This window comes from Microcoleus sp. B9-D4 (genome assembly GCF_036705105.1).
Taxonomy (GTDB): Bacteria; Cyanobacteriota; Cyanobacteriia; order Cyanobacteriales; family Microcoleaceae; genus Microcoleus.
Map to the genome: position 1 here is coordinate 157,397 of NZ_JAUBTS010000004.1, position 22,824 is coordinate 180,220.

Annotated in this window: 12 protein-coding genes and 1 pseudogene; 5 read left to right on the forward strand and 8 right to left on the reverse strand. The window is 47.5% G+C overall.

Translation table 11 applies throughout. The annotated features are described in order from the left end of the window. Window positions 1-417: 417 nt before the first annotated feature. Window positions 418-1,533 carry an anthranilate phosphoribosyltransferase gene (gene trpD, locus QUB24_RS03915; RefSeq protein ID WP_333150836.1) on the reverse strand — a complete coding sequence of 372 codons (1,116 nt, stop codon included), beginning with the start codon at window positions 1,531-1,533 and terminating at the stop codon, window positions 418-420. Window positions 1,534-1,543: 10 nt separating this feature from the next. After that, a complete protein-coding gene (locus QUB24_RS03920; RefSeq protein WP_333150838.1) occupies window positions 1,544-1,714 on the reverse strand; it encodes a hypothetical protein in 171 nt (56 codons plus the stop codon). A gap of 691 nt (window positions 1,715-2,405) precedes the next feature. On the opposite strand from QUB24_RS03920, the gene QUB24_RS03925 reads away from it, so the two are divergent. After that, window positions 2,406-5,399: a PAS domain S-box protein gene (locus QUB24_RS03925; RefSeq protein ID WP_333150840.1), complete on the forward strand. Its 2,994-nt coding sequence runs from the start codon at window positions 2,406-2,408 to the stop codon at window positions 5,397-5,399. Window positions 5,400-5,550: 151 nt separating this feature from the next. Next, window positions 5,551-6,940, forward strand: a pseudogene (locus tag QUB24_RS33530) (IS4 family transposase). 816 nt (window positions 6,941-7,756) lie between these two features. On the opposite strand, the gene QUB24_RS03940 reads toward QUB24_RS33530, so the two are convergent. From QUB24_RS03940 to QUB24_RS03960, 5 genes are all read right to left on the reverse strand, one after another. Continuing rightward, a complete protein-coding gene (locus tag QUB24_RS03940) occupies window positions 7,757-8,440 on the reverse strand; it encodes a ribonuclease HII (RefSeq protein ID WP_333150846.1) in 684 nt (227 codons plus the stop codon). Window positions 8,441-8,442: 2 nt separating this feature from the next. Further along, on the reverse strand, window positions 8,443-10,761 hold the full coding sequence (locus QUB24_RS03945) for an Rne/Rng family ribonuclease (RefSeq protein ID WP_333150849.1): 2,319 nt from the start codon (window positions 10,759-10,761) through the stop codon (window positions 8,443-8,445). 402 nt (window positions 10,762-11,163) lie between these two features. Further along, the gene (locus tag QUB24_RS03950) at window positions 11,164-11,292 is read right to left on the reverse strand and encodes a hypothetical protein (RefSeq protein WP_333150851.1); all 129 of its coding nucleotides are present in this window, start codon (window positions 11,290-11,292) and stop codon (window positions 11,164-11,166) included. An 807-nt stretch (window positions 11,293-12,099) separates the two neighbouring features. Continuing rightward, entirely contained in the window at window positions 12,100-14,931 is a 2,832-nt protein-coding gene (locus QUB24_RS03955; protein WP_333150943.1) for a TIGR03960 family B12-binding radical SAM protein, read from the reverse strand. 144 nt (window positions 14,932-15,075) lie between these two features. Further along, the gene (locus tag QUB24_RS03960) at window positions 15,076-15,426 is read right to left on the reverse strand and encodes an STAS domain-containing protein (RefSeq protein WP_333150853.1); all 351 of its coding nucleotides are present in this window, start codon (window positions 15,424-15,426) and stop codon (window positions 15,076-15,078) included. A 383-nt stretch (window positions 15,427-15,809) separates the two neighbouring features. Here QUB24_RS03960 and QUB24_RS03965 point away from each other — a divergent pair, with 383 nt between their 5' ends. Beyond that, window positions 15,810-16,007: a hypothetical protein gene (locus QUB24_RS03965; RefSeq protein ID WP_015176637.1), complete on the forward strand. Its 198-nt coding sequence runs from the start codon at window positions 15,810-15,812 to the stop codon at window positions 16,005-16,007. An 804-nt stretch (window positions 16,008-16,811) separates the two neighbouring features. Here QUB24_RS03965 and QUB24_RS03970 read toward each other — a convergent pair. Beyond that, entirely contained in the window at window positions 16,812-19,640 is a 2,829-nt protein-coding gene (locus QUB24_RS03970) for a PAS domain S-box protein (protein ID WP_333150855.1), read from the reverse strand. A gap of 1,530 nt (window positions 19,641-21,170) precedes the next feature. Between QUB24_RS03970 and QUB24_RS03975 the strand changes: the two genes are divergently transcribed. Continuing rightward, window positions 21,171-21,896, forward strand: a complete 726-nt coding sequence (locus tag QUB24_RS03975; protein ID WP_333150857.1) for a DUF502 domain-containing protein — start codon at window positions 21,171-21,173, stop codon at window positions 21,894-21,896. Between the two features lie 272 nt (window positions 21,897-22,168). Then, window positions 22,169-22,801, forward strand: a complete 633-nt coding sequence (gene nusB / locus QUB24_RS03980) for a transcription antitermination factor NusB (protein WP_333150859.1) — start codon at window positions 22,169-22,171, stop codon at window positions 22,799-22,801. Window positions 22,802-22,824: the final 23 nt, after the last annotated feature.

Below are 22,824 nucleotides of genomic sequence, written 5' to 3' on the forward strand. Positions count from 1 at the left end.
AACCCAAGCGTATTGAGTTATATCCAAGATCGAAGATCGACGCACCCGGATGATTAACACCACACAATATAGCTGCTACTGTACTTCATGAACCTCGAATATGCTGTAAAATGGGTTCTGTATTCAAGTCTTGTTTAAAATTACTCAGTCCTGATGGTAAATTTTTGATTTATCAACTATCTAAAGACTCTTTTTATCATGAGATTCATGATTTTTATCTCAAATATTATCCAGCACGCATAAATCATCCTCAGCAGTTTATGACGGCACAAGATTCCCAGGTCATCCTAGAATCATTAGGATTAAATTATCAAACTCTACCAATCCGTTTTAATCAAATTGTCAATAATGACCAATGACCAATGACCAATGACTAATGACTAATGACTAATGACTAATGACTAATGACCAATGACTTCATTTCAAAAACTCAATCAACTGCTGCAACTTCAACCAAGATTCACCGCTAAATAAAATGTCCTTAGCCATAGAAACTCCTGCTTCGTGGGAACCCAAAGGAATTGTACCTCCCACCTGAAGAGCCAAAGACGCATTCAAAGCTACAACATCCATTTGTGCTGGCGTACCTTTGCCTTGCAAAACGTTACGCAAAATCTCGGCGTTTTCCTCAACATTTCCGCCTTTTAACGAGCCGATCGTACTTGGTGTCAATCCTACCTTTTCCGGGTCTAAAGTAGTGAGTTCCACTTGACCACCCGACAAAACCGCCAAATCAGTAACATCACCTAAACCCGCTTCATCCAACTTTTCTCTGCCGTGAACGACTACAGCCAACTCAGTCCCCAACTCGCCCAAAGCTTGGGCAATAGTTGATACCAGACTAGGATCGAACACCCCGATTACCTGCCCTGTAGGGCGCATAGGATTGACAAGGGGCCCTAAAAGGTTAAAAACAGTCCGCACCTTCAAAGTGCGCCGGAGCGATGCTACAGCCTTAAGTGCGGGATGCCACCCAGGCGCAAATAAAAAGGTGATGCCTACTTCGTCTACCGCAGCTTTTACCTTCGCGGCATCGGCGTTGAGGTTGACTCCGAGTGCTTCCAACACGTCAGCAGATCCCACTTTGCTCGATGCCGATCGATTTCCGTGTTTCGCGACTCGAACTTTGCCCGCGGCGGCCACAAAAGCCACAGCAGTGGAAATGTTAAACGTGGAAGCGCCGTCACCGCCGGTGCCGCAAGTATCAATTAATTTGAGATTTGAGATTGGAGATTTGGGATCGAAAACGCTCTCCGACTCGCCTGTGAGGGACTGAGAATGCAATACCTGAGCCATTCCTGCCAATTCTGGGGCAGAGATTCCTTTGGCTTGGATGGCCGCTAAAATGGCTCCTGAGAGGACGGGGGGAATAGCTTCTGCTAGCCATCCCTGCATCAAGTCGGCTGCTTGGGCGCGTGAGAGAGATTGTCTGTCTAACAGTTGTTGCAGGAGGGCTGGCCACACAGGAGAATCCGCCGTCTGGGTTGAAGCAGGGGATAACTCTGGCGTTGCTAGTAGAGGAGAATCTGTCATTTATTAGTTTCTAGTCAAATTTAGCTCGATCGAGCTTTGTGGCCAAACTGAGAATCGATCGGGATTTTACCAGACTTGCCGACCACATTTTGCGCGATCGGGCCCCGATTTTTGCCCAAATGCCAGCACCGCTACAGAATTTTTCCGCCCGCAGCAGCAGAATATGAATTTTTTGATACAACAATTACCCTATTGTTGTGCCAACTTTACATAGAAACCCCATATCGTACAACTGCCAGTAGTCTGCTGTATTATCTATCAGCAATAATACTTAACAGTAACTCAGAGTACCCAAAGAGCGATAAAAGTTTCCGACAGGAGTTGTGGAAACCAAAAAATTTTAGATTTTAGGAGAGCCCCAGATTCATCTGTGGAGTCAATTCTTTAATCTCAAATCTCAAATCTCCAATCGACTGACAGCAAGGACAGCGAGCGTTTAGCTCTTGCAGGGGGGTTAGTTGCTTCGGGTAAGAGTCGATCGTACTCTCACCCAAATCTTATAAATAGAATCTTGGGGTTGTAGAAATCGCTGCCTTTTATTGTAGTAACATCCTTGCCACTAACTTATTTCAGGGTATTCAACTGCTAATATATTCAGGGAGATTTCAAGGAGCGGGTTTTGCTCGAACACCTGCACTGCAAGCCGATCGATGTGCCAATGCGATCGTGAGAGCCAGTCAAGCATCAAATAAATACCCGATCAACTAACTTTCCCCAACAATCACTAATAACTAGCCGCCCCGTAGGACAGATGAATAAACACACTCGTCTCCGGCTGCGACACACGAGCTTTCAGCCTAAATAACGGATCTAATTTAACAGGCTGTAGACCAAAAATCTTCAACTCACACACAATAGCAGGGTATTCACAAGTGGGAAATCAAAAATTAGGAAATAAAGCGATAGAATGCCTGAATGTCGCGGAGGCACTGCACCAAATGGAAGCAAAATATTATAGTATGTTTGAAAATGCTGTGTCGGGTATTTTTCAAACAACCCAATCCGGTCGTTACATCAGCGCTAACCCAGCTTTGGCTCGCATCTACGGATATAATTCTGCTGAAGAATTAATGGGCTGTCTGACTGATATCAGCGATCAGCTTTACGTCAATCCCGATCGGCGCGATCAGTTTGTTTCTGCTTTGCAAGAACATGGCATCGTATCGGATTTTGAGTCGCAGATTTATCGGCGGGACGGAACAATAATTTGGATCGCTGAAAATGCGCGGGCTGTCTGCGATGAAGCGGGTAAATTGCTCTACTACGAAGGTTTTGTAGAAGATATCACCCAGCGCAAGCAAGCAGAATCTGCACTTCGAGAAAGCGAAGAACGCCTGCGCTTAATAATTGAAGGCGTTAAGGATTACGCTATATTCATGTTAGATCCTGATGGGTATGTAGCTAGCTGGAATTCCGGTGCAGAACGCATTTTGGGATACAGATATCATGAAATAGTCGGCAATAATTCGGAGTGTTTTTTCACGAAAGAAGATCTGGAAATTGGCAAACCCCAAGAAAAATTAATCCTGGCTGTGACCGAAGGTCGATACGAAAATGAAGGCTGGCGGCTTCGCAAAGACGGATCGCGATTTTGGGCGAATATTATTGTTACTCCTTTGCGCGATGAAAGGGGAAAGTTGCAAGGCTTTTCTCAAGTAATGCAGGATATTACTGACCAAAAGCGGGCGGCTGAGGAAAAGATGCAGTTGATTGCTTCTCTGCAGGCGTCGGAAAAAAAGTTTCGCACTTTGTACGAATCGACGACTGATGCGGTAATGCTGCTAGACGAAGAGGGTTTTTTGGATTGCAATCCGGCTACTTTAAAGTTATTTGGATGCAGCACTGAGTCGGAGTTTTGCGGCAAGCATCCTTCGGAGTTCAGCCCGCCGTTGCAACCGGACGGACAAGATTCTATGAGTCTTTCTCAAGAGCGAATTAATACGGCTTTGCGATCGGGAAATTGCCGTTTTGACTGGCGACACTGCCGTTTGGATGGTTCTGAGTTTCCGGCGGAAGTGCTGCTAACTTCTATGGATATCGGCGGCAAAATAGGGCTGCAAGGCGTGGTGCGCGATATCACTTATCGGGTGCAGGCTGAGGAGGCATTGAAGCAGGCTAATGAGGTATTGGAATGCCGGGTTAAAGAGCGAACAAGTCAGTTGGAAGAGGCTATTAAAAAGTTGAGTTTATCGGAAGAAAAGTTTTCTAAGGCTTTTCGTTCGAGTCCAGATCCGATGATTATTACTACTTTTGCTGAGGGTCGTTTTATTGAAGTTAATGATAGTTTCTTGTTGATGACTGGTTATGATTTAGAAGAAACGACCTGGAATACAGTACCGGGGTTAAATATTTGGGTAAGGCCGGAAGACAGACTTAATTTTAGACAAAGTTTACACGAACAAGGTGTTGTTCGCAATCAGGAATGCGAGTTTAGGATGAAGTCGGGATCGGTGGTGGTGTGTTTGCTGTCAGCAGAGTTGATTAATTTGGACGGCGAACTCTGTATGCTGGCGGTGATGACGGATATTACCGATCGCAAACACGCCGAAGAAGCCCTACGGGAAAGCCAGCGGGCTTTGGCGACGCTGATGAGCAATTTGCCGGGAATGGCCTACCGTTTTCGCAACGATGCCGATCGCAGTATGGAGTTTGTCAGCGAAGGTTGCTATCAGTTAGCCGGCTATTCTCCTGAAGAATTTATCGGCACTCGGCAAGTTTCTATATCGGAATTGACTCACCCGGACGATCGCGAGAATTTGTGGAATGCCGTGCAAGTGGCTTTACAAGAAAATCGACCCTATCAGCTAAATTACCGAATTACTTCTAAAAATGGCGAATTAAAATGGGTTTGGGAGCAAGGTTTGGGAGTGTTTGCCGACTCTGGAGAATTGATAGCTTTAGAAGGGTTAATTACTGATATTTCCGAGCAGAAACGCAGTGAAGAAGCTTTGCTGCGATCGCAAACAGAGTTAACCAAACAAAAACTTCAACTCGAAAATACTTTGCACGAATTGCAGCAAACTCAAGCTCAATTGATTCACACTGAGAAAATGTCTACTCTCGGTCAAATGGTAGCCGGTGTCGCTCACGAAATTAACAATCCTGTTAGCAGCGTCTGCGGCAATCTCGTCCACGTCGGCCACTACACGGAAGATTTGCTGAATTTGATCGATATGTACCAGAAGCACTGCCCGCAGCCGCCGGCAGCAATTCAAGATAAAATTAAGGATATCGAATTAGAGTTTCTGCTAGAAGATTTGCCGAAAGCGATGTCTTCGATGCAGGTTGGGGCAGATCGCATTCGGGAAATAGTGCGCTCGCTCAGAAATTTCTCTCGCAAAGACGATTCTCAAATGAGCAAAGTTAACCTGCACGAAGGGATTGAAGGAACGTTGCTGATTCTGCAAAGTCGCCTGAAAGCCAGAGGTAACTATCCCGAAATTGCGGTAATTAAGGACTATGGAAATTTGCCTTTGGTTGAGTGCTATGCCGGGAAAGTCAATCAGGTATTTATGAATTTGATCGGAAATGCGATCGACGCGATCGAGGAATACAACGAAGGGCGTTCAGTTGCCGAAGTCAAAGCTAACCGCAGCAAGATTAAAATTAGGACTGAAGTCCAAAACTCCAATGCTGTAATTAGGATTTCTGACAACGGCCCCGGTATGCCAGAAGAAGTTTCCCAGCAGTTATTCGAGGCTTTTTTTACCACCAAACCCGCCGACAAAGGCACCGGTTTAGGCCTGTCCATTTCCTACAAAGTTGTCCAAGAACACGGTGGCAAACTTAGCTGCGTGTCTGCACTCGGCCACGGAGCCGAGTTTATCATAGAATTGCCGATCGAACAACCAATCAAACAATCCTAAAGTGCGATCGGGGCGATCGTATCGAGATAACGAGTCGCGGTTTCTAGTGAGGACTAAAGTCCAATGGCACTGAAAAAGTGAGCAAAAAAAAATCTGTAAGGCAAGCTCTGCATAGATAATTGCCTTACAAACCAAAATATCTCTCTCTAGTATGCCCAATCGTGCGTCTATTCTCAAGCAACAATTTTTACAGAGTGTTGCCTTACCCTGGAAAGAATTGCTACCAGACTCTACAGTCAAAGAGCTTCTGGCGAAGGAGAATCTCAGATACTACAACAGCGTCTATACGCCGATAGTTACCTTATGGGCGATGATATCTCAGGTACTAGATCCAGACAAAAGTTTGAGTCAAGCAGTAAAACGGATGAGTACCTGGCTGAGTGTAGCTGGAGTGGTGCCTCCTTCTTCAGACACTGGGGCATACAGTAAAGCTCGTCAACGACTACCTGAAAGACTTGTCCAACAGTTAGTACCTGTAGTGGCAGAGGCACTAGAAAAGCAAGTTCCTCGCCTACAGCAATGGTGTGGACGACAGGTGCGGGATCTCGTCGGCACAACCGTGTTGATGAGTGATACTGCTGCCAATCAAGCTGAGTATCCGCAACACAGCAATCAAAAAACTGGGTGTGGATTTCCCATCGCCAAAGTGGTAGTGCTCTTTTCATTGCTCACAGGTGCAGTCGTATCGGCTGGTATTGCTTCATTGACGATGAGTGAGATTGTAATGAGTCGCCTGTTATATGCGAATTTAGTTCCCGACGATGTGATATTAGCCGATCGAGCCTGTGCGGCAATTATGTCGATTTAGTTTTGGTAAAACAGCAGGGAGCCGACGCTGTTTTTCGGAAAAATCATCTCCGTAAAACTGACTTAAGGGCGGGGCAAAAAGTTGGGAATTGGCGACCATCAAGTAGTCTGGAATAAGCCTCAACAGTGTCCCAAACACATGAGTAATGAGGAATTCGAGGAATTACCATCTAATTTCATTGTTCGGGAAGTCTGCTTGCGAATTCAACACCGTGGCTTCCGAGACGAGCGTATTATTGTAGTCACAACGTTACTGGACGCCAAACGCTACACTGTTCACAAATTAACTCAGTTATACGGGCTGCGGTGGTCTGCTGCTGAAGTCAGTCTCCGTCATCTTAAAACAACTTTGAAAATGGAGATGTTAACAGCTAAAACTCCGGCAATGGTCAGAAAGGAAATCTGGATACACTTATTGGCTTACACTTTATTACGTACCATTATGTGGCAGTCAGTATCTTCATCAGAACATACAGCTTTTCAAATCTCCTTCCAATCAACTTTCGCAGCAGTTTAATCAGTTATTGACGCTGTTGGCAACTACAGGAAAGCGCCAACAGCGACAATGGCATCAATTTCTGTTGTCGCAGGTGGCAACTAATTTACTCACGATACGACCTGAGCGTTCCGAACCTCGGGTGTTGAAACACAGGCCAAAGCCGTATCCTCGAATGCAGGAACCTCGCTCTATCTTAAAAGGTAAACAGGCCTTGCGATCGAGACTTTTTCAGTGACATTGGACTAAAGTCCTCATAAAACTGGCTCGGACTAAAGCGGTAAGGTGCCGTGGGTATGGAACCCTAAATAGAGAAGTTTTGCTTATGTTCTGTATTACTAAAACCCTGGCTTTGATCTCAACTCGAATTACTGCCCGCACTTACCATTGGTAATGATTGAGAAAGCGACTAATAATGCTGGTACTTACTGTTTAACTACCAGCCGGGAAGTCCCGGGCGTATATTTAAAGGGGATTAATCTGAGCGCTGCGCCCCGTACCCCGTTGGGAATTACGCCCGCGTGATGAAAGGCTCGTCGGGTGTAGGTACGGAAACCGACAATTATTCTTTTATACCTCTTGATAACCTGGAAATACTCTGGTAAGCTGTTGTGCATTTAAATTGAATGTCAAAAAATAATCTAAGTCTTGTGGGGTGGGCCGTCTAGCCCGCCCTGAATATGCAATTTAAATGCGTGACAGCTTACTATATTAGCAAGTGGGGGTGGAACTACCTCACTCTAAAAAGCATGAGCAAAAAAGGAAAAAGAAGCCTGCGGTCTAACGGTAATCCGTTGACCGTCAGGTTCGTTCACGAATGGTTAACATTGACCTACCTGATTGTTTTTACGCCCTTTTTTTCACCTTTTGGAACCAAATGCAAGGGCTAGTTGAGAATGGTGCAAGATGTGAGATCCAACTGAGATATTGCACAATTCTCGCTTAACAGGCTTTTCGGCCTGTTCCACAAGGAAATTCACTCTTTGTGGAACAGGCCGAAAAGCCTGTTCATAAAAGCTTATTGACATTGGTGCAACATTTCAGATACAACTAACTATTTTTGACAAGGGCTAAATGATTGTCGGTGAAAGACAGATACACCGCAGCGTTCCAAAGCCAATTTATGTTTAGCTGTTCCATATCCCTTGTTATTTGTCAAGTCATATTCAGGATACTTAACAGCCAAACGTACTATTAATTCATCGCGCCAAACCTTCGCCACAATACTAGCAGCCGCAATCTGAATCGATCGCGCATCACCCTTAATCATCGTCTCTTGCTCGATCGCCAAATTGGGAATCCTTTGATTCCCATCAACCAAACACAAATCCGGCGTCACCTTCAACTTCAAAATCGCCCGTTTCATCGCCAACAAAGAAGCCTGCAAAATATTGAGGCGATCGATCTCCCGCACCGAAGCCACACCAATTTGACAGTCAACAGCCACAGCCCGGATTTTCACAGCTAACCGACTCCGGGCTGCGGCACTCAACTGCTTGCTATCGCGCACCCCGCAACTTGCTAATTCATCGAGAACTTCATCGGGCAAAATGCAGGCCGCAGCCACCACCGGCCCGAACAAAGCGCCTCGTCCGACTTCATCCACACCCGCAATTATCAGAGCGTTCGAGGGAGAGGGGGAAAGGGGAAGATGGAAAGATGGGAAGAGAGTAAAAATTTCTACTTCTTCCTTCTTCCTTCTTGTTTCTTTCCTCTTCTCTCTTCCCTCTTCCTTCATAACTATTCATCCAAAAGGGCAGATGAGCGGCGGCGTCGGCGGCGGTTAATAGCAGGCTCCTCGGGTTCGCTTGATTCGATCAACTCAGGGGATTCGATCGACTCAGGGGATTCGATCGACTCAGGGGATTCGATCGGCTCATAGGATTCGATCGGCTCATAGGATTCGATCGGCTCATAGGATTCGATCGGCTCATAGGATTCGCCCATCACCTCGCTGGGTTCCTCGATCCGATCAAAATCATCAGTTGCGTCGATCGAACTCTCGCCGTAAATTTGGGCCTCATCATCCTCAGAAAAAACAGGCTCAACTACCGACCTTTCTGGATAATAATCCCGTTCCTGTGCATTTTCTGCAGGCGCCGTCGGTTCAAATTCAAATTCGAGCTGCTCGAAAGGCGGCTTGTTCGGGGCCGATCCGGGGAGAGTCACCGAAACGATCGCATTCTTAGGATTTTTGACGCTGCGATCAGTAAGCACCAAAGGAGAAACCCCCATCAGAGCATAAACATCCTGCTCCTCCGCCGTCATTTCCACCGAAATCACCTCTGGAGGCTCCACCATCGGCTTCATCAACTCAGACTTAGCTGGACGCACGCGATCGAAATCCTCGCGTCTGCCAACAGTCGCCATATTCACCAGCCCGAAGCCCTCCGAAGCCGCCCGGATGCCGGGGGGTGCCAGATACTCAGAGCGCGTATCCGCGACGGGCGCGTTCGAAGTATTCGGCAGCCGCAACTTGCTGCGTACCGGTTCCTCCTCCGCCGGGAGAGCAAAAGGCTCTTCGCCAATCCGGCGGCGGCGGCGGCGTCTAGTTCCGTTCCCCAAATCCTGATAGCTGGGATGGTTGAGCAAGTCCAAAGGCGATGCGTTGCTGCCGGTCTCAAAATCCAAACTTTCGCTTTGAGGCTCCCAAGCAGCGCGAGCAGGTTCGGGGGGGCGTTCTTCCCGCACCGGGGCAGGAGTTGCAGCCGCCACAGGCGTCAAGCTGCGACGTTCCAATCCTTCTGGCAAATTCAACAAAACGCGGTTCGACGTAGCAACAGTGCGATCGCCCGATTCCCGCACCGCTGCGGCGAAGTCTTCTTCCCCAGGCAAGTGCACCAGATGACCCAACCCGCTGCAAGTAGGGCAACTGTGGCCGAACAACTCGTAAATATTTTGACCTTGGCGCTTGCGAGTCAGTTCTACCAGTCCCAATTCCGACAGTTGAGCGATTTGCGGTCGAGCTTTGTCAGCTTTGAGAGCTTTATTGAAATGTTCCAGCACCTGCAACTGATCGCGGCGGGATTCCATGTCAATAAAGTCAACAATAATCACCCCGGCAATATTGCGTAACCGCAGTTGTCTAGCAATTTCCGTGGCTGCTTCGCAATTTGTCCAGAGTACCGTTTCCCGAGCCGTCGCCGATCGAGTAAACGAGCCAGAGTTGACATCAATCACCGTCAGCGCCTCAGTCGGCTCGATAATCACATAACCACCCGAAGGCAAATCAACCCTTGGTCTGAGGGCTTCTCGAATCGCAGCGTTAACCCGGAAAAATTCTAAAATCGAGGCGCGCTCTCGGTGGTGGTCGATCAAAACTCCCGCAGGAAGTTTACCGCCGTTCCAGCTCATCAACTGCTGCTTCACCCGCTTAATTCCATTTTGCGAGTCCACCACAATCCGATTCACGTCACCGCTGAACATATCTCGCAGCACCCGCTGGATAAAATCGTCATCCCGGTTGAGCAGTGCCGGCGCCCGCGAAGTACCGCCTTCGAGTTGAACGGCTTCCCACTGTTTTTGGAGGACTTCCAAATCTTCCATGATCGCTTCTTCAGTCATCCCTTCAGCTTCAGTGCGTACCAGCAGCCCCATCCCGGCCGGTTTCACCAAAATAGCCAGGGCTCTGAGGCGGTTGCGCTCGGCTTCCGACTTGATCCGCCGCGAGAGATTAACTCCCCTGCCGTAGGGCATCAGTACCAAATAGCGGCCCGGCAGGGTAATGTTGCCTGTCAGCCGGGGGCCTTTGCTGCCCGTCGGTTCTTTCATTACCTGTACCACCACTTTCTGCTGGGGGGTCAGGAGTTCTGTAATTGCTCCTGCCGAGCGTTTAAGGCGCAGCGGGCCGAGGTCTGTGACGTGCATAAACCCGTTACGTTCTGGGTCGCCAATATTAACGAAGGCCGCATCTATCCCAGGGAGTACATTTTCAACAATTCCCAAGTAAATGTCACTGACTTGGTGGCTGCCTGTGGCTACCACAAGTTCTTGGATTTGATCTTCTGAAAAGACGGCAGCAATGCGATGCTGCTCTGCTATAACTATCTGCTTTGTCATTCAATTTCCTCAAAAAACTGGCAGCAAGTTAGAGACACTTACGCACTCATAGTGCCTCTGACTTAGACTGTAATTAGTAGTAGCTTGAAGAGTTATTAGCTGTGAGTTGGTGCAGGCTGGAAGGAAAGTTAACTGTTGACCGTTCACTGTTAACTGTTAACTGTTCACTGTTAACTGTTACAGATAAAGTAGTTAAACCCGCCCGTACAGAGTTATGAGTTATGCTCAGCAGATAAATCTGAGAGATAGAAATAAGGAGGCTTTTATCGAGTTAGCAAGATTGAGTTTTGAGTTGACAATTGCGAAATCAATACTCAAAATTCAACACTTACAACTCTTCCTTTGAACGAGCGCGAATAAATTCATTGACACCGTACCAATTTCTTAACACACAACTTAACACTACGAACTGATAACTCCGCTTGCGTGGTGGTTGAGGGCTGGTTTTGAGGGAAAGTAGGTAGGAGTGAAAGCGCCTAGACTTTTGTTGAATTCTTGCGCGATCGCACTCAACATACCGCAGCTTGGCATTCGACTGCAACCTCCGCCCCTGCCAACCCTAAAACCTCGTCAGTCGATTTTAGATTTTAGATTTTAGATTTTAGATTTACTCCACAGATGAATCTGGGAGATTGAAATTTAGTCTAAAATCTAAAATTTTGATTTTCCACGAATTAAGTCGGGGGCTTATCTCCGTTTTTTGACGGGTCAGTCGATTTTAGATTTTAGATTTTAGATTTTAGATTTTAGATTTACTCCACAGATGAATCTGGGACATTGAACTAGAGTCTAAAATCTAAAATTTTTGGTTCTTCACCACTTAAGTCGGGGGCTTATCTGCGTTTTTTGACGGGTCAGTCGATTTTAGATTTTAGATTTTAGATTTTAGATTTACTCCACAGATAAATCTGGGAGCTGGAACTTTAATCTAAAATCTAAAATTTTTGGTTCTCCACGACTTAAGTCGGGGGCTTATCTCCGTTTTTTGACCCGTCAAAAACATCTATTGTTGAATATCCGCTCTGCGGTTTGAACCGTGAGATTTTTGAATAAGCCGACCACCGACAACCAGTCGATCGATCGAAATTAATCGCTAAATTTGGTTCAGACCCCGCTCCGGCGGGTTTGGCGCTAGATTTAGCCAGTGAATGTACAACAAAAAGGCTTGAAGTCTTGAACAGAAGCAAATTGCACCCAGCCCGCGTTGCTGGTTGACGAGGGCGGCGAGCGACTAAAGCGCTCGAGCCACCGCGGCTTCCATAACAAGCGATTATAGCGTGAAACGACACATCCCGATCGAGAGCCGAAGGTGAAATATTCCACCACGGCTTCCCTATCTTAACCATAACCCAGGATTAGCTGACTACGCTCAACCTGTAGAAGCTGAATTTCCTGCTGGCTGACTTGTTCGAGCATGAAAACAATATGTTCTGGCTTTAGCACGTTGCCGTCGCTGCGACAACTGCCGGTAAAGCGCAAGACGGCTCTACCTTCGGATGTAGCACTTCTAGCAGAGGTGCTGCTGTCGGGTTTGTGATCTACAAGTTCTAGTTTGTGCAGCCGCTCGCGCAAATTGACATTCTGCGTCTTTCCCGACTTAGTAGTATGCACCCGCCAAAAAGCCTCGGTTTCGACGATCGTCTTGACCCAAGCTTCCCAGTTGGGATCAGGAGCCACGGAGACAGGAGCAGAATTTTCCCGGTCTAATTTGCCATTTTCTGTCAACGAGCCCCCTACAGCCACAGTAATCACATACTCCGCTGCTTCTAACAACTGGTTAGCAGAAGGAGCCTTGAGATCGATCGACTCAACCTTGTAAATCGGAATATTTTCCGGCAGCTTAGCGGCCAACTTTTCCCGAAAACTCTCAATATCGATCGACTCAGTGAGCTCAAAGTCGGCAATTTCCCCAGTGCTGGTAACACCCAGAGGCAGAGCATTTGCCAGAGAAATCCGAGGGTTCGGGTGAAACCCGCCTGTAAACGAAATCGGCAAATCAGCTCTGCGGACTACTCGATCGAACAATCGGATCAAATCCAAATGACCAACCAAAGCCATATCGCCCACCTTCCCGAACCAAACCCGAAAACGCTGTTTCCGCTCCGTATTCGGGACAAACTCCCCAGCAAACTCAGGAATTGGCAGCGCATCCACAACCACATTGTGTCCGAAATCAGTGCCACAAACCCCGCAGCGCGAACACCCTTCAAAGGAACAGTCGGGAACCGTCGCGGCTTCCAAAGCCTTTTGCAAGTCAATTTTCAGCCAGTTTTTGTCGATTCCCGTATCTAAATGATCCCAAGGCAAAGGTTGATCCAGTAGGGGCGGTGCCCCCGTGCCCGCCCCCGCTGGTAGGGGCGGTGCCCCCGTGCCCGCCCCCGCTGGTAGGGGCGGTGCCCCCGTGCCCGCCCCCGCCGTTAAATTCATCCGTGTATCCGTGTCCGCATCCGTGTCGTGCTCCTCTTCCTTCTCAAAAAGATTCCACTCGCCGCTTTCGACTTGGCGGTATTTCCAGGTAAGGCCCGATTCATCGATCGCCTGAGTCCAAGCTTTGTAAGCCTGATCCAAGCTTTCCCACCACGCATCCATACCCGCGCCAAGTTCCCAAGCGCGGCGGACTACAGCGGCCAAACGTCGATCGCCCCGTCCGACAAAATCCTCCATTGCCGAAATCCGCACATCAGTGTAATTCACCTTGACCCCCCGCATCCCCCGAAACTCTTCCTTCAGGAGTTTTTGCTTGCGGGAAAACTCAGCAGTAGAAACCGAGTGCCACTGAAAAGGAGTGTGAGGCTTAGGCGTAAAATTAGAAATTGTCAAGTTAAAAGTCAGTCCCCGCCTGCCATTGATCCTGCATTCCCTGTGCAGCCAGCGGACTGTTTCGGCGATGCCGAGAACATCAAAATCTGTTTCTCCGGGCAAACCGATCATAAAGTACAGCTTGATTTTATCCCAGCCACGATCGACCGCAGTTTTGACACCCCGAAGCAATTCTTCGTTTGTCAAACCTTTGTTAACGATGTCGCGCATCCGCTGAGTACCAGCTTCCGGGGCAAAAGTCAAACCACCTTGTCGCGTCCCGCCGAGAATGTCGGCAATATTATCGTCAAATCTGTCAACTCGCTGGCTGGGTAGAGACAGAGAAATATTTTTATCTTTGAGGCGATTTTTGATTTCCATGCCGACTGCTGGGAGTGCCAGATAGTCTGAACAACTCAGGGAAAGCAGGGAAAACTCGCTGTGCCCGGTGGCTTGCATCCCCTGTTCGATCGCCTCTACGACTTGCTGCGGTTCGACATCGCGCGCGGGGCGAGTCAGCATTCCCGGCTGACAGAAGCGACACCCGCGGGTGCATCCCCGGCGGATTTCTACTGTCAGTCTGTCGTGTACTGTCTGGACGTAGGGAACCAGGCCGATCGAATAAGCTGGTATCGGAGTCGCCACGCGGCGCAGAATTCGTTCTGGAACTTGCGGGCGGTTGGGATGAACAGAACCGTCGGCCGCCATATCGTAGAATTGCGGGACGTATACACCGGGAATTTGCGCTAAATCCAGCAGCAATGCTTCTCGGCTCAAATTATTTGTTTTGCCTTCTGCCAAAATCAAGCCAATTTCTGGCAGCAACTCTTCTCCATCTCCCAAAGCGATGAAGTCAAAAAAGTCCGCGTAGGGTTCGGGGTTGGAAGTTGCCGTTTGCCCGCCAGCAAAAATCAGCGGCATTTGACCGTTTTGGGGATTGGTCGCTCTTTCTTGCCAAGTTAGTGGAATGCCGGCTAAATCCAGCATTTCCAGAATGTTTGTTGCTCCCAGTTCGTAGCTGAGGCTGAAGCCCAGAATATCAAATTCTGTGAGCGATCGCCTTGATTCTACGGCAAACAGGGGAGTTTTGGTCGTTAGCGCAGCCCTCGGAGAGGATCGGAGTTTTGCTGCCAAGTCGGCTGCGGGCAAATAAGCCCGATCGCACAACTGCCTCGGCAAAGCGTTCAAAATGTTGTAAAGGATGATATGCCCCAGATTGGAAGCACCAACTTCATACACTTCTGGGTAAGTGAGCACCCAGCGCACAGAAGCCCCGTCCCAAGGCTTGTGCACAGCCCCCAATTCGTTTCCCAGATAACGAGCAGGCTGATTAATGTCTGCTGTAAGTAATTCTTCGACTTTTACTGCCACGGCTCGACTCGCTCTCATATTTGCGACTCTTAAGCAGCCTACCTTAAAATCTGCAAACACGCCAACGATAGTCGTCTGTCTTTTCGCCCATGTAACCGAATTTGCTGTGTTTTGTTGCCTGTTCTCGTCGCCCAGGAGGCTCTATCAGTGTTGTTTTACGCAGGAGTTTTGGGCATCAAAGCTATCGACATTTTCAAATATCTCAAAAACTCGATCGAGTTGGCTGAGTTCCAGAATCATCTTAATCCCAGGGGATACCGAGCAAAGACTAAACCGGCGCCCCATTTTTTTCGCCTGCTTGAGGCCCGAAACCAATGCCATCAAACCTGCACTGTCAATAAATTTTACTTCGGCCAAATCTACGAGTACCGCTACAACCCCGGGGGCTGCAATTGCTGTCGTTAGTTCCCGTCCGAATTCTCCGCAGGTGGCTGCATTAAGGTAGTCTAGGGGTCGAATCACCGTAATTGGTTTATGGGCAAGAAGTGTCTGCATATGTCAAACCTATGATTGCTACGTATTTTCAACTACTGCGCTGGACGGATGTAAGCCTCAACCTATTTGATTACTCTGAGCCTAACTTGATCTGAGGTCAACTGACCAGTTGTTTTCAGTAATTTTACTGAATCTTTATTTATTGACTCTTTTTTATAAAATTTTGCGTAAGATTTGGGGAGGAAAGGTAAGCTACTATACTATTTTTTATTTAGACCTGCAGGTTTAGTCTTGGTAACTATAAAAATTGCGATTGACTTTGCCGTAGCTGTTAGATAAAACTGAACAATGTAATTTAAATCACTTGTTAGTTCTGATCTAGATCACCTGTTTGCTCGACAATTCAGAGGAGAATAAAACTGTACGGAGTTCTCCGACTTACTATGCAAGCAACTCATGCTATTCGTCAACTTGTAGAAAAAGCCCTCTACATTAAGCAGTTGACGCCTGACATTGAAAACGAAATCAACTACGAGCTCACCCGTTTGGGGTACATCTCGGATATTGATTATGAGGCTTTAGAGTTATTAATGGATGAAATGGATGCCGGTCGGGTGCAATTGGTATCTAGTCGTCGATAGTGGGAATCGGGCGGCGAGTCCACATCCAAGAATCAAAAAATCCTTGCACGGCGGGCAATAGAGGAGTGTTATAAGCATTTACGCCGGCCCAATATTTTTATAATGAAGCATCTCGTTGCTGAACTTGATATTGGAGGAGATAGTGTTAGGGGCGATCGTCCCTGCACCTGTGATCAAAAGCTAAAAACTTTGACTTAAATTAAATCTATAACTTTTGGGGTATGACAAATTAGGTTAATTGTGGTTCAATATCGGGCTTAATGAAGCACCTAGTTGTGAACTTGATGTTTGAGGAGATACTGTTAAGGGCGATCGTCCAGGAACCTCATACAATTTTAGATTTTAGGTTTTAGATTTGAGGTTTTAGAAATCGTAATACTGATGACGATCCGGGTTTGGAACTTGTCTACAGTTGCATTCCTTTGAGAAACTGCTATCAGTATCAAAAACTACACACTGCGATATAAATTAAATTTATAACTTTTGGGGCTTGACAAATTAGCTCTAAGTCGAGTTAATACTAAAAAAAGTTTTTCGCCAGGATTAGGACTAAGGGCAACTCTCACAAATAAAGCTTAAATTTTAAGTATGTAGTGCCAGTTGGCCTTAGTCCTAAGAATTATTATCCGAGCGCTCGAATGCAAGAAAATTGATGTGTATAGCCATCCTCGCATCATTTGTGAATTTCTTACTCCCTCCCCTTGATAAGGGGAGGGTTGGGGTGGGGTAAAAAATTTACGACCCCTGCAAGGATTGCTGTAGTTACGACATCCGTCATCGCGGAGTCAATCTAAAATCTAAAATCTAAAATCTAAAATCGTTCGATCGCGCCGCCAAACTTGCCACCACCGCCACCAACTCAGCAGGCTTGATCGGCTTGGGCACGTAAATTTGAAAACCTTGCTGCAGTGCCCGTATCCGTTCCTCTACCCTACCAACCGCCGTGAACGCCAACGCCGGAATTTCCCTGTCCACCATCCGCGATCGCACTTGCCGCAGCAAAGCCTCTCCATCAGGGGCCTGCATCTCGATATCGATCGCCAACACATCCGGATTCAGCCTTTCTATCGCCTCCAGGGCAGCCATTCCAGAGCTAGCAGTCTCCACCTGAGCTCCGCAATCTTCGAGCACTGTACAGGCAAAATCCAGGGAATCCGCGTCGAGATCGATCACCAACACCCGTACTCCAGAAAGATTGCTGCTGACAAAAGACTCCTTTACAGGGGCTCGCTCCTTGCTTTGAGGAATCGCCCACTCACCGAGTCCAGCAACAGACAATCCGCCGTCGCAATGAAGCTGTTGAATTGGCAATTTCACTAAAAACCTCGATCCTTTTCCCTTCCCGGCAGATTCGGCTTGCACCGTCCCCCCGTGCATTTCCACAAAATGCCGCACTAGGGCCAAACCCAAACCCAATCCGTTGTACGATCGCCTTGTAGAGCTGTCAGCTTGGCTGAACCGCTCGAAAACATGGGGCAAAAACTCTTCCGTAATACCTTGTCCCGTGTCGCTGACCTCAATTTCCACACTAGCGGGCGACAAATTTTTACAGCAAGCCGATTGCTCTGAGCCCATCGTCCCCTGCAACTTATGCACCGCCACCCTCACCTGTCCGCCATCGGGAGTAAACTTAATCGCATTCGACAGCAAATTCCACGCTACCTGCTGCAAGCGACCGGAATCGGCAAAAATCCGCCCTGCGGTTGGGTCGAAATCCGTCACAATTTCAATATTTTTGGCGGCAATCGCGGGCGCGAGAGTATCGATCGCAGCCTCAACAGTCGAAATCACATCCACCCACCGCAAATTCAGCGACAGTTTCCCCGTAATAATCTGCGACACGTCCAGCAAATCCTCGATCAGAGTTGCCAGCGAACGTGTATTGCGGTCGATCGTTTCCAGAGCCCGAACAGTCGTTTTTTCGTCAAACTTGCGGTTTCGCAGCAGTTGTGCCCATCCCAGCATCGCATTCAGCGGCGTCCGCAATTCGTGGGACAAAGTTCCTAGAAACTCGTCTTTAATCCGGTTCGCCCGCGCCAATTCCTGGGCTCGATCGTGCAGTTCTCTTTCCAACTGCTTCCCAACCGTCAAATCGAGAATAAAAGCCACAGATTCTTGCCGCTTTTTGGCCAGCAAAACATATCCAATCAACACCGGAATCCGGCTGCCGTCTCTCCTCCAGAATTCCTTTTCGTAGGGAGTGCAAGCCCCCGTTGCTTGTGCCTCTGCCATCCCCTTCTTGTCGAGAGACTGGTACTCCGGCGGCGTGATCTCAATCCAGTTTAATTCCCCGCGCTGCAACTGTTCCCGCGTGTAGCCAACTATCCGCAAAAATTCATCGTTTGCCTCAACGATACCGCCGTTCACATCCCCAAAGATAATTCCTATCAAGTTAGCTTCGGCTAACATTCTCAGCTTTTCTTCGCTAGCTTGGAGTGCAGCTTCTGCTTGCTTGCGAGCGGTAACGTCTTGGATGTAAGCCGACAAACCAGAATCGGAAGGATAAAAACGCACCTTCAACCACTTATTCCATAACGGCACAAATTCTTCATACTCGATTGTTACCTTTTCTGCTAATGCTTGGGTAGCCATTTTGTAACACTGTAAATCGACCGCCCAGGGAAATATCTCCCAAACCTTTTTACCGATCAGTTCAGCTTGTGACTTGCCTAAAAGCTCTTGAGCTTTTAGGTTGACATAGGTATAGTTCCAATTTAAATCTACTGCGATAAAAGCATCGGTAATGCTTTCGAGAATGTTAGTAATTCGATAGTTTGCCAATTGCAGCGCTTTAGCTGTTTCTTCTGCTTGCTTGCGGGCTGCTTGTTCGCGGGACAAAGCGGCAGCGCGTTCTTGTTCTGCCTGTTTTCGATCGCTAATATCGATGTAAGAACCGATGTAACCTGCAAAAGTGCGATCGGGTCTGTACCGGGGTACGCCTGTACCCAAAACCCAGCGGTATTCCCCGTCATAGCGTCTCAGGCGGCATTCGAGCCGATACTCACTGCCCGCGTCGAAGGCTTTTTGGTAAATATCTAGACATTCTGGCCAGTCATCTGGGTGCAAGTTTTCCATCCAACCCGTACCCATTTCTTGCGCCAAAGTTCTACCGGTAAACTCCAGCCAAACTTTGTTAAAGTAATCGCCAAGTTGGTCAGTGTCCGACATCCAAATCATCACTGGCGCGGTATCGGCCATGATCCGAAATCGAGCTTCGCTCTCCTGCTGCTGTGCTTCGGCTTGCTTGCGATCGTTCCGTTCTTGAACTTCCCGCAGGGCCCGCTGAATCGACGGCACCAAGCGTATCAAACGGCGTTTGAGAACATAATCAGTAGCGCCACTTTTCAAAGTTTCGATCGCCACTTCCTCGCCCAAAGTAGCCGAAACAAAAATAAACGGCACTCCCGGACAAATAGTGTGGGCGATTTCCAATGCAGCTATCCCGTTAAAACAAGGCAGCATATAATCTGCCAAAATAATGTCAAAACATTTTTTTTCCAGCGCCGTGGCAAAGTCTTCTCTAGTTTCCACACACACCAGAGAAAATTGGAGCCCGCCATCCATTAGATATGCCTCAATCAGTTCGGCATCTAGGGGACTGTCTTCTACTAAGAGGATATTGAGCGTTTTCACAAAAATTCCTTTTACTTAAATATTAATTACCGGTTTATACAAAATTTGATCGGGCTGCGGCTTTAAGTGAAGCCAAAAAAAGTCTGGGGTTTTGAATGGCATAAAAAATGTAAAATTTAATTGGTTTCATGAGTTGAGCATTCATATCTCAATCCTAACTTCTAATCAAATCTCTTGCTTCTTGCTGCGGGGTGAATCCCCGCTCTGACTTGATTGGCTAGTACGCTTGTTTTTCCTTAACTTTCGTCGGTTTCCAAGGAATGGGCACCGCTGGAGTCTTGCTTCTCTGCAACCGTTTAGCTATACCCTGTTGAACAAATAGTTTCGCGCTTCTGGCTAGAAACAACTAGCTATAGCAATCCTAAATGATTCAGTAGGGGTAGTGCCCCCGTGCCTACCCCCTATCTATCGGGCAACCACGGGGGGATTGCCCCTACAATAATTATGCAAATGATTTAGGATTGCTATATGTAGTAATTTATCTCGCTTGCTACTAACTACTGCTACCTCGTTTGGCAGATTATTTTTTTTGTAGTGATGTCCGAGTTAATTCTATATTGCTTTGTCGCTCCTCTCCAGCTCGAATTCGCTTGAATTTTACCCTTATTTCCTGAAGTTCGAGCAATTGTGTCAAAAAAAGTCAAAGTTGCTGGTATGTCTGCTTTATTTTTTGCCGGGTTTGCCTACCATGCAAGTGTTGCATGGTAGGCAACTGTTGGCTTGTTTATCACAGTCGCCCCACAAAAAGCAATGTTATTTTAGTAGGAACTGGTTACACTTCATCTATCTAAAGATAGATTTTTGCAAACACACTGCACTCAACCTGCAGAGATTCCCCTGAAGTCGGTAAAACTCATATGTTGCACTATTTTCAAGAACAGGCTTTCCGGCCTATTCCACAAAGAGTGAATTTGATTGTGGGATGAGCAGGAGATCCCGTCCATAAAAAGCTTATGGAAAAGGGTGCAAGATATAAGTAAAACAAAGTGCCACCCCGCCGAAAATCTGAGAAAGCTCGATCGACCAATTAATTTCCGATACAAATCACAGAAAATTCGATCGGGACTCGCTACACTTCGACTCCCAGGCTGTCTCTGACCACGAATTTCAAAGGTGGTACCCGCCACGTGATTTATCCGTGGAATCAATCCCAAATCGAAAATCTAAAATCCTCAAGAAAGAGCATTTATCCGTGGGGTCGCCTCTAAAATCTAAAATCTAAAATCTAAAATCTAAAATCGATTGACCGATCGGCTTATTGATTGAACCGACCCAAAATGTCTTAAAATATACAATACGGTGAGCTGCTGCACAGCCCGCATATATTAAAATCAAGCGCCAACTTGCAATAATTCTTTAAAATAAAGGTACAGCACCGGCGATCCCTAACTCTTCCCCCTCAGAAAGGGTAGGGTTTAGCAGAATTGAAGACGATCGTCTATGGTGACATCCAGTAAAGCCCGTGCAGTTGCTTTAGTCTCAGCTTTATTCAGGTTATTGGGAACCAGTTACGAGGAGATTTGACCCGCCGTGCTCCAACGCATCAAACAAGACTTAAAAAACGACCTGATCGCAGGACTATTGGTAGTGATACCCTTAGCTACCACCATCTGGCTGACAATTACCGTCGCCAGTTGGGTGATCAATTTTCTCACCAAAATTCCCAAGCAGATCAACCCTTTTGACGGACTCCACCCGATTTTGGTGAATCTGCTAAATCTTTTAGTAGGGCTGGCTGTACCCCTGCTGAGCATTTTAGTCATCGGCTTAATGGCCCGCAACATTTTCGGTAAGTGGCTGCTAGACTTTGGCGAACGGGTGTTGCAGGCAATTCCCCTAGCCGGTTCGGTTTACAAAACCCTCAAACAACTGCTGGGAACCCTCCTCAAATCAAACGACAAATTTCGCCGCGTGGTGTTAGTGGAATATCCCCGGCGGGGAATCTGGACTTTAGCATTTGTGACCGGTACGATCGAGAGTAACGACATCCCACCTCACCTTTCCGGTGAAACCCCGATCGGCATTTTCATCCCCACCACTCCGAACCCCACTACCGGATGGTACGCTATAGTCCCGGAAGCAGATTTAGTCAATTTGTCAATGTCGATCGAAGATGCCTTTAAAGTCATCATCTCCGGCGGCATCGTCAACCCCAGCAACTCAATTGCAGTAACCCCCGAAAACATCAAAGGCAAAACACTCGAACCCTTGGTATCCGAATCAAGATACCAGGCTGTCCCAGTCGAAGAAGATTGAACCAAGACATCTTTAGTCGCCCGTAAGGCCGTGTAAACTTTCCCCATAGCAGATAATATTTCGACAAAACCAGCCCAAACCGAGAAAGCCTAAACTCAGAAACCCGGTTTCGAGCATAAATCTTGGGTTTGACAGCGAAGTATCTGTAAACCACCCGCCGCTGGCGAGTCAGATGGCTGGTCTTGTACCGCTTTTAGTCGAGTTTTCTGCTAAAGTTCAAGTCCGCGCGCGATCGAAAAACTTCCTAAATTCTCAATTCCTATCTAAAAATTATGAAAAAAGCCCGCGAAACAGCACGCGAACTCGCACTCCTCGGCATCAGCCAACTGCCGACGAATCCAGAACTCTTAGAAGCCAAGAAACTGCAAGATGTTCTCCTCGCCGCCATCCGCACCCTGACAACAGAAGTTCAAGAATCCTTAGAAGCAGCAGCATCCGAAGTGCAGCGGAGTAGCGACAAACTGCTTGCCAGCGAAATCCGTGCCGCCGATATACAAAGTGCTAGAGCAATGGTGCGGGAAGCAGTCGAACTAACCCAAACCGCAATCAACCGTCTCGGTTCAGCAATGGAGTTTCCAGAACTGATCCAGCTAGCCAACCAGCAAGATGTCCGCACCTACGCTTTGCAAATCCTGACCAAAGTCAGCGCCAACCGTGTTCAAATTGATGAATTGCTCTCGGAAGCTCTTGTAGACTGGCAAATAGAACGGTTGCCCCGGATCGATCGAGATATCATGAGAATCGCGATCGCCGAAATGCTATATCTAGGCTTACCCGAACAAGTCAGCGTCAACGAAGCCGTCCAACTGGCAAAACGCTACAGCGGTGACGATGGACATCGCTTCATCAACGGAGTCCTCCGCCGAGTAGTCGATAAAATCAATGCAGAAGTTGTTAGTCCCTAGTTCTTAGTCAGTAGTCCTTAGTC

Bases quoted from the DNA above. Each gene is read 5' to 3' on its own strand.
- trpD (WP_333150836.1), bottom strand. From the start codon at position 1,533: ATGACAGATTCTCCTCTACTAGCAACGCCAGAGTTATCCCCTGCTTCA.
- QUB24_RS03940 (WP_333150846.1), bottom strand. From the start codon at position 8,440: ATGAAGGAAGAGGGAAGAGAGAAGAGGAAAGAAACAAGAAGGAAGAAG.
- QUB24_RS03945 (WP_333150849.1), bottom strand. From the start codon at position 10,761: ATGACAAAGCAGATAGTTATAGCAGAGCAGCATCGCATTGCTGCCGTC.
- QUB24_RS03950 (WP_333150851.1), bottom strand. From the start codon at position 11,292: ATGCCAAGCTGCGGTATGTTGAGTGCGATCGCGCAAGAATTCAACAAA.
- QUB24_RS03960 (WP_333150853.1), bottom strand. From the start codon at position 15,426: ATGCAGACACTTCTTGCCCATAAACCAATTACGGTGATTCGACCCCTA.
- QUB24_RS03965 (WP_015176637.1), top strand. From the start codon at position 15,810: ATGCAAGCAACTCATGCTATTCGTCAACTTGTAGAAAAAGCCCTCTAC.
- nusB (WP_333150859.1), top strand. From the start codon at position 22,169: ATGAAAAAAGCCCGCGAAACAGCACGCGAACTCGCACTCCTCGGCATC.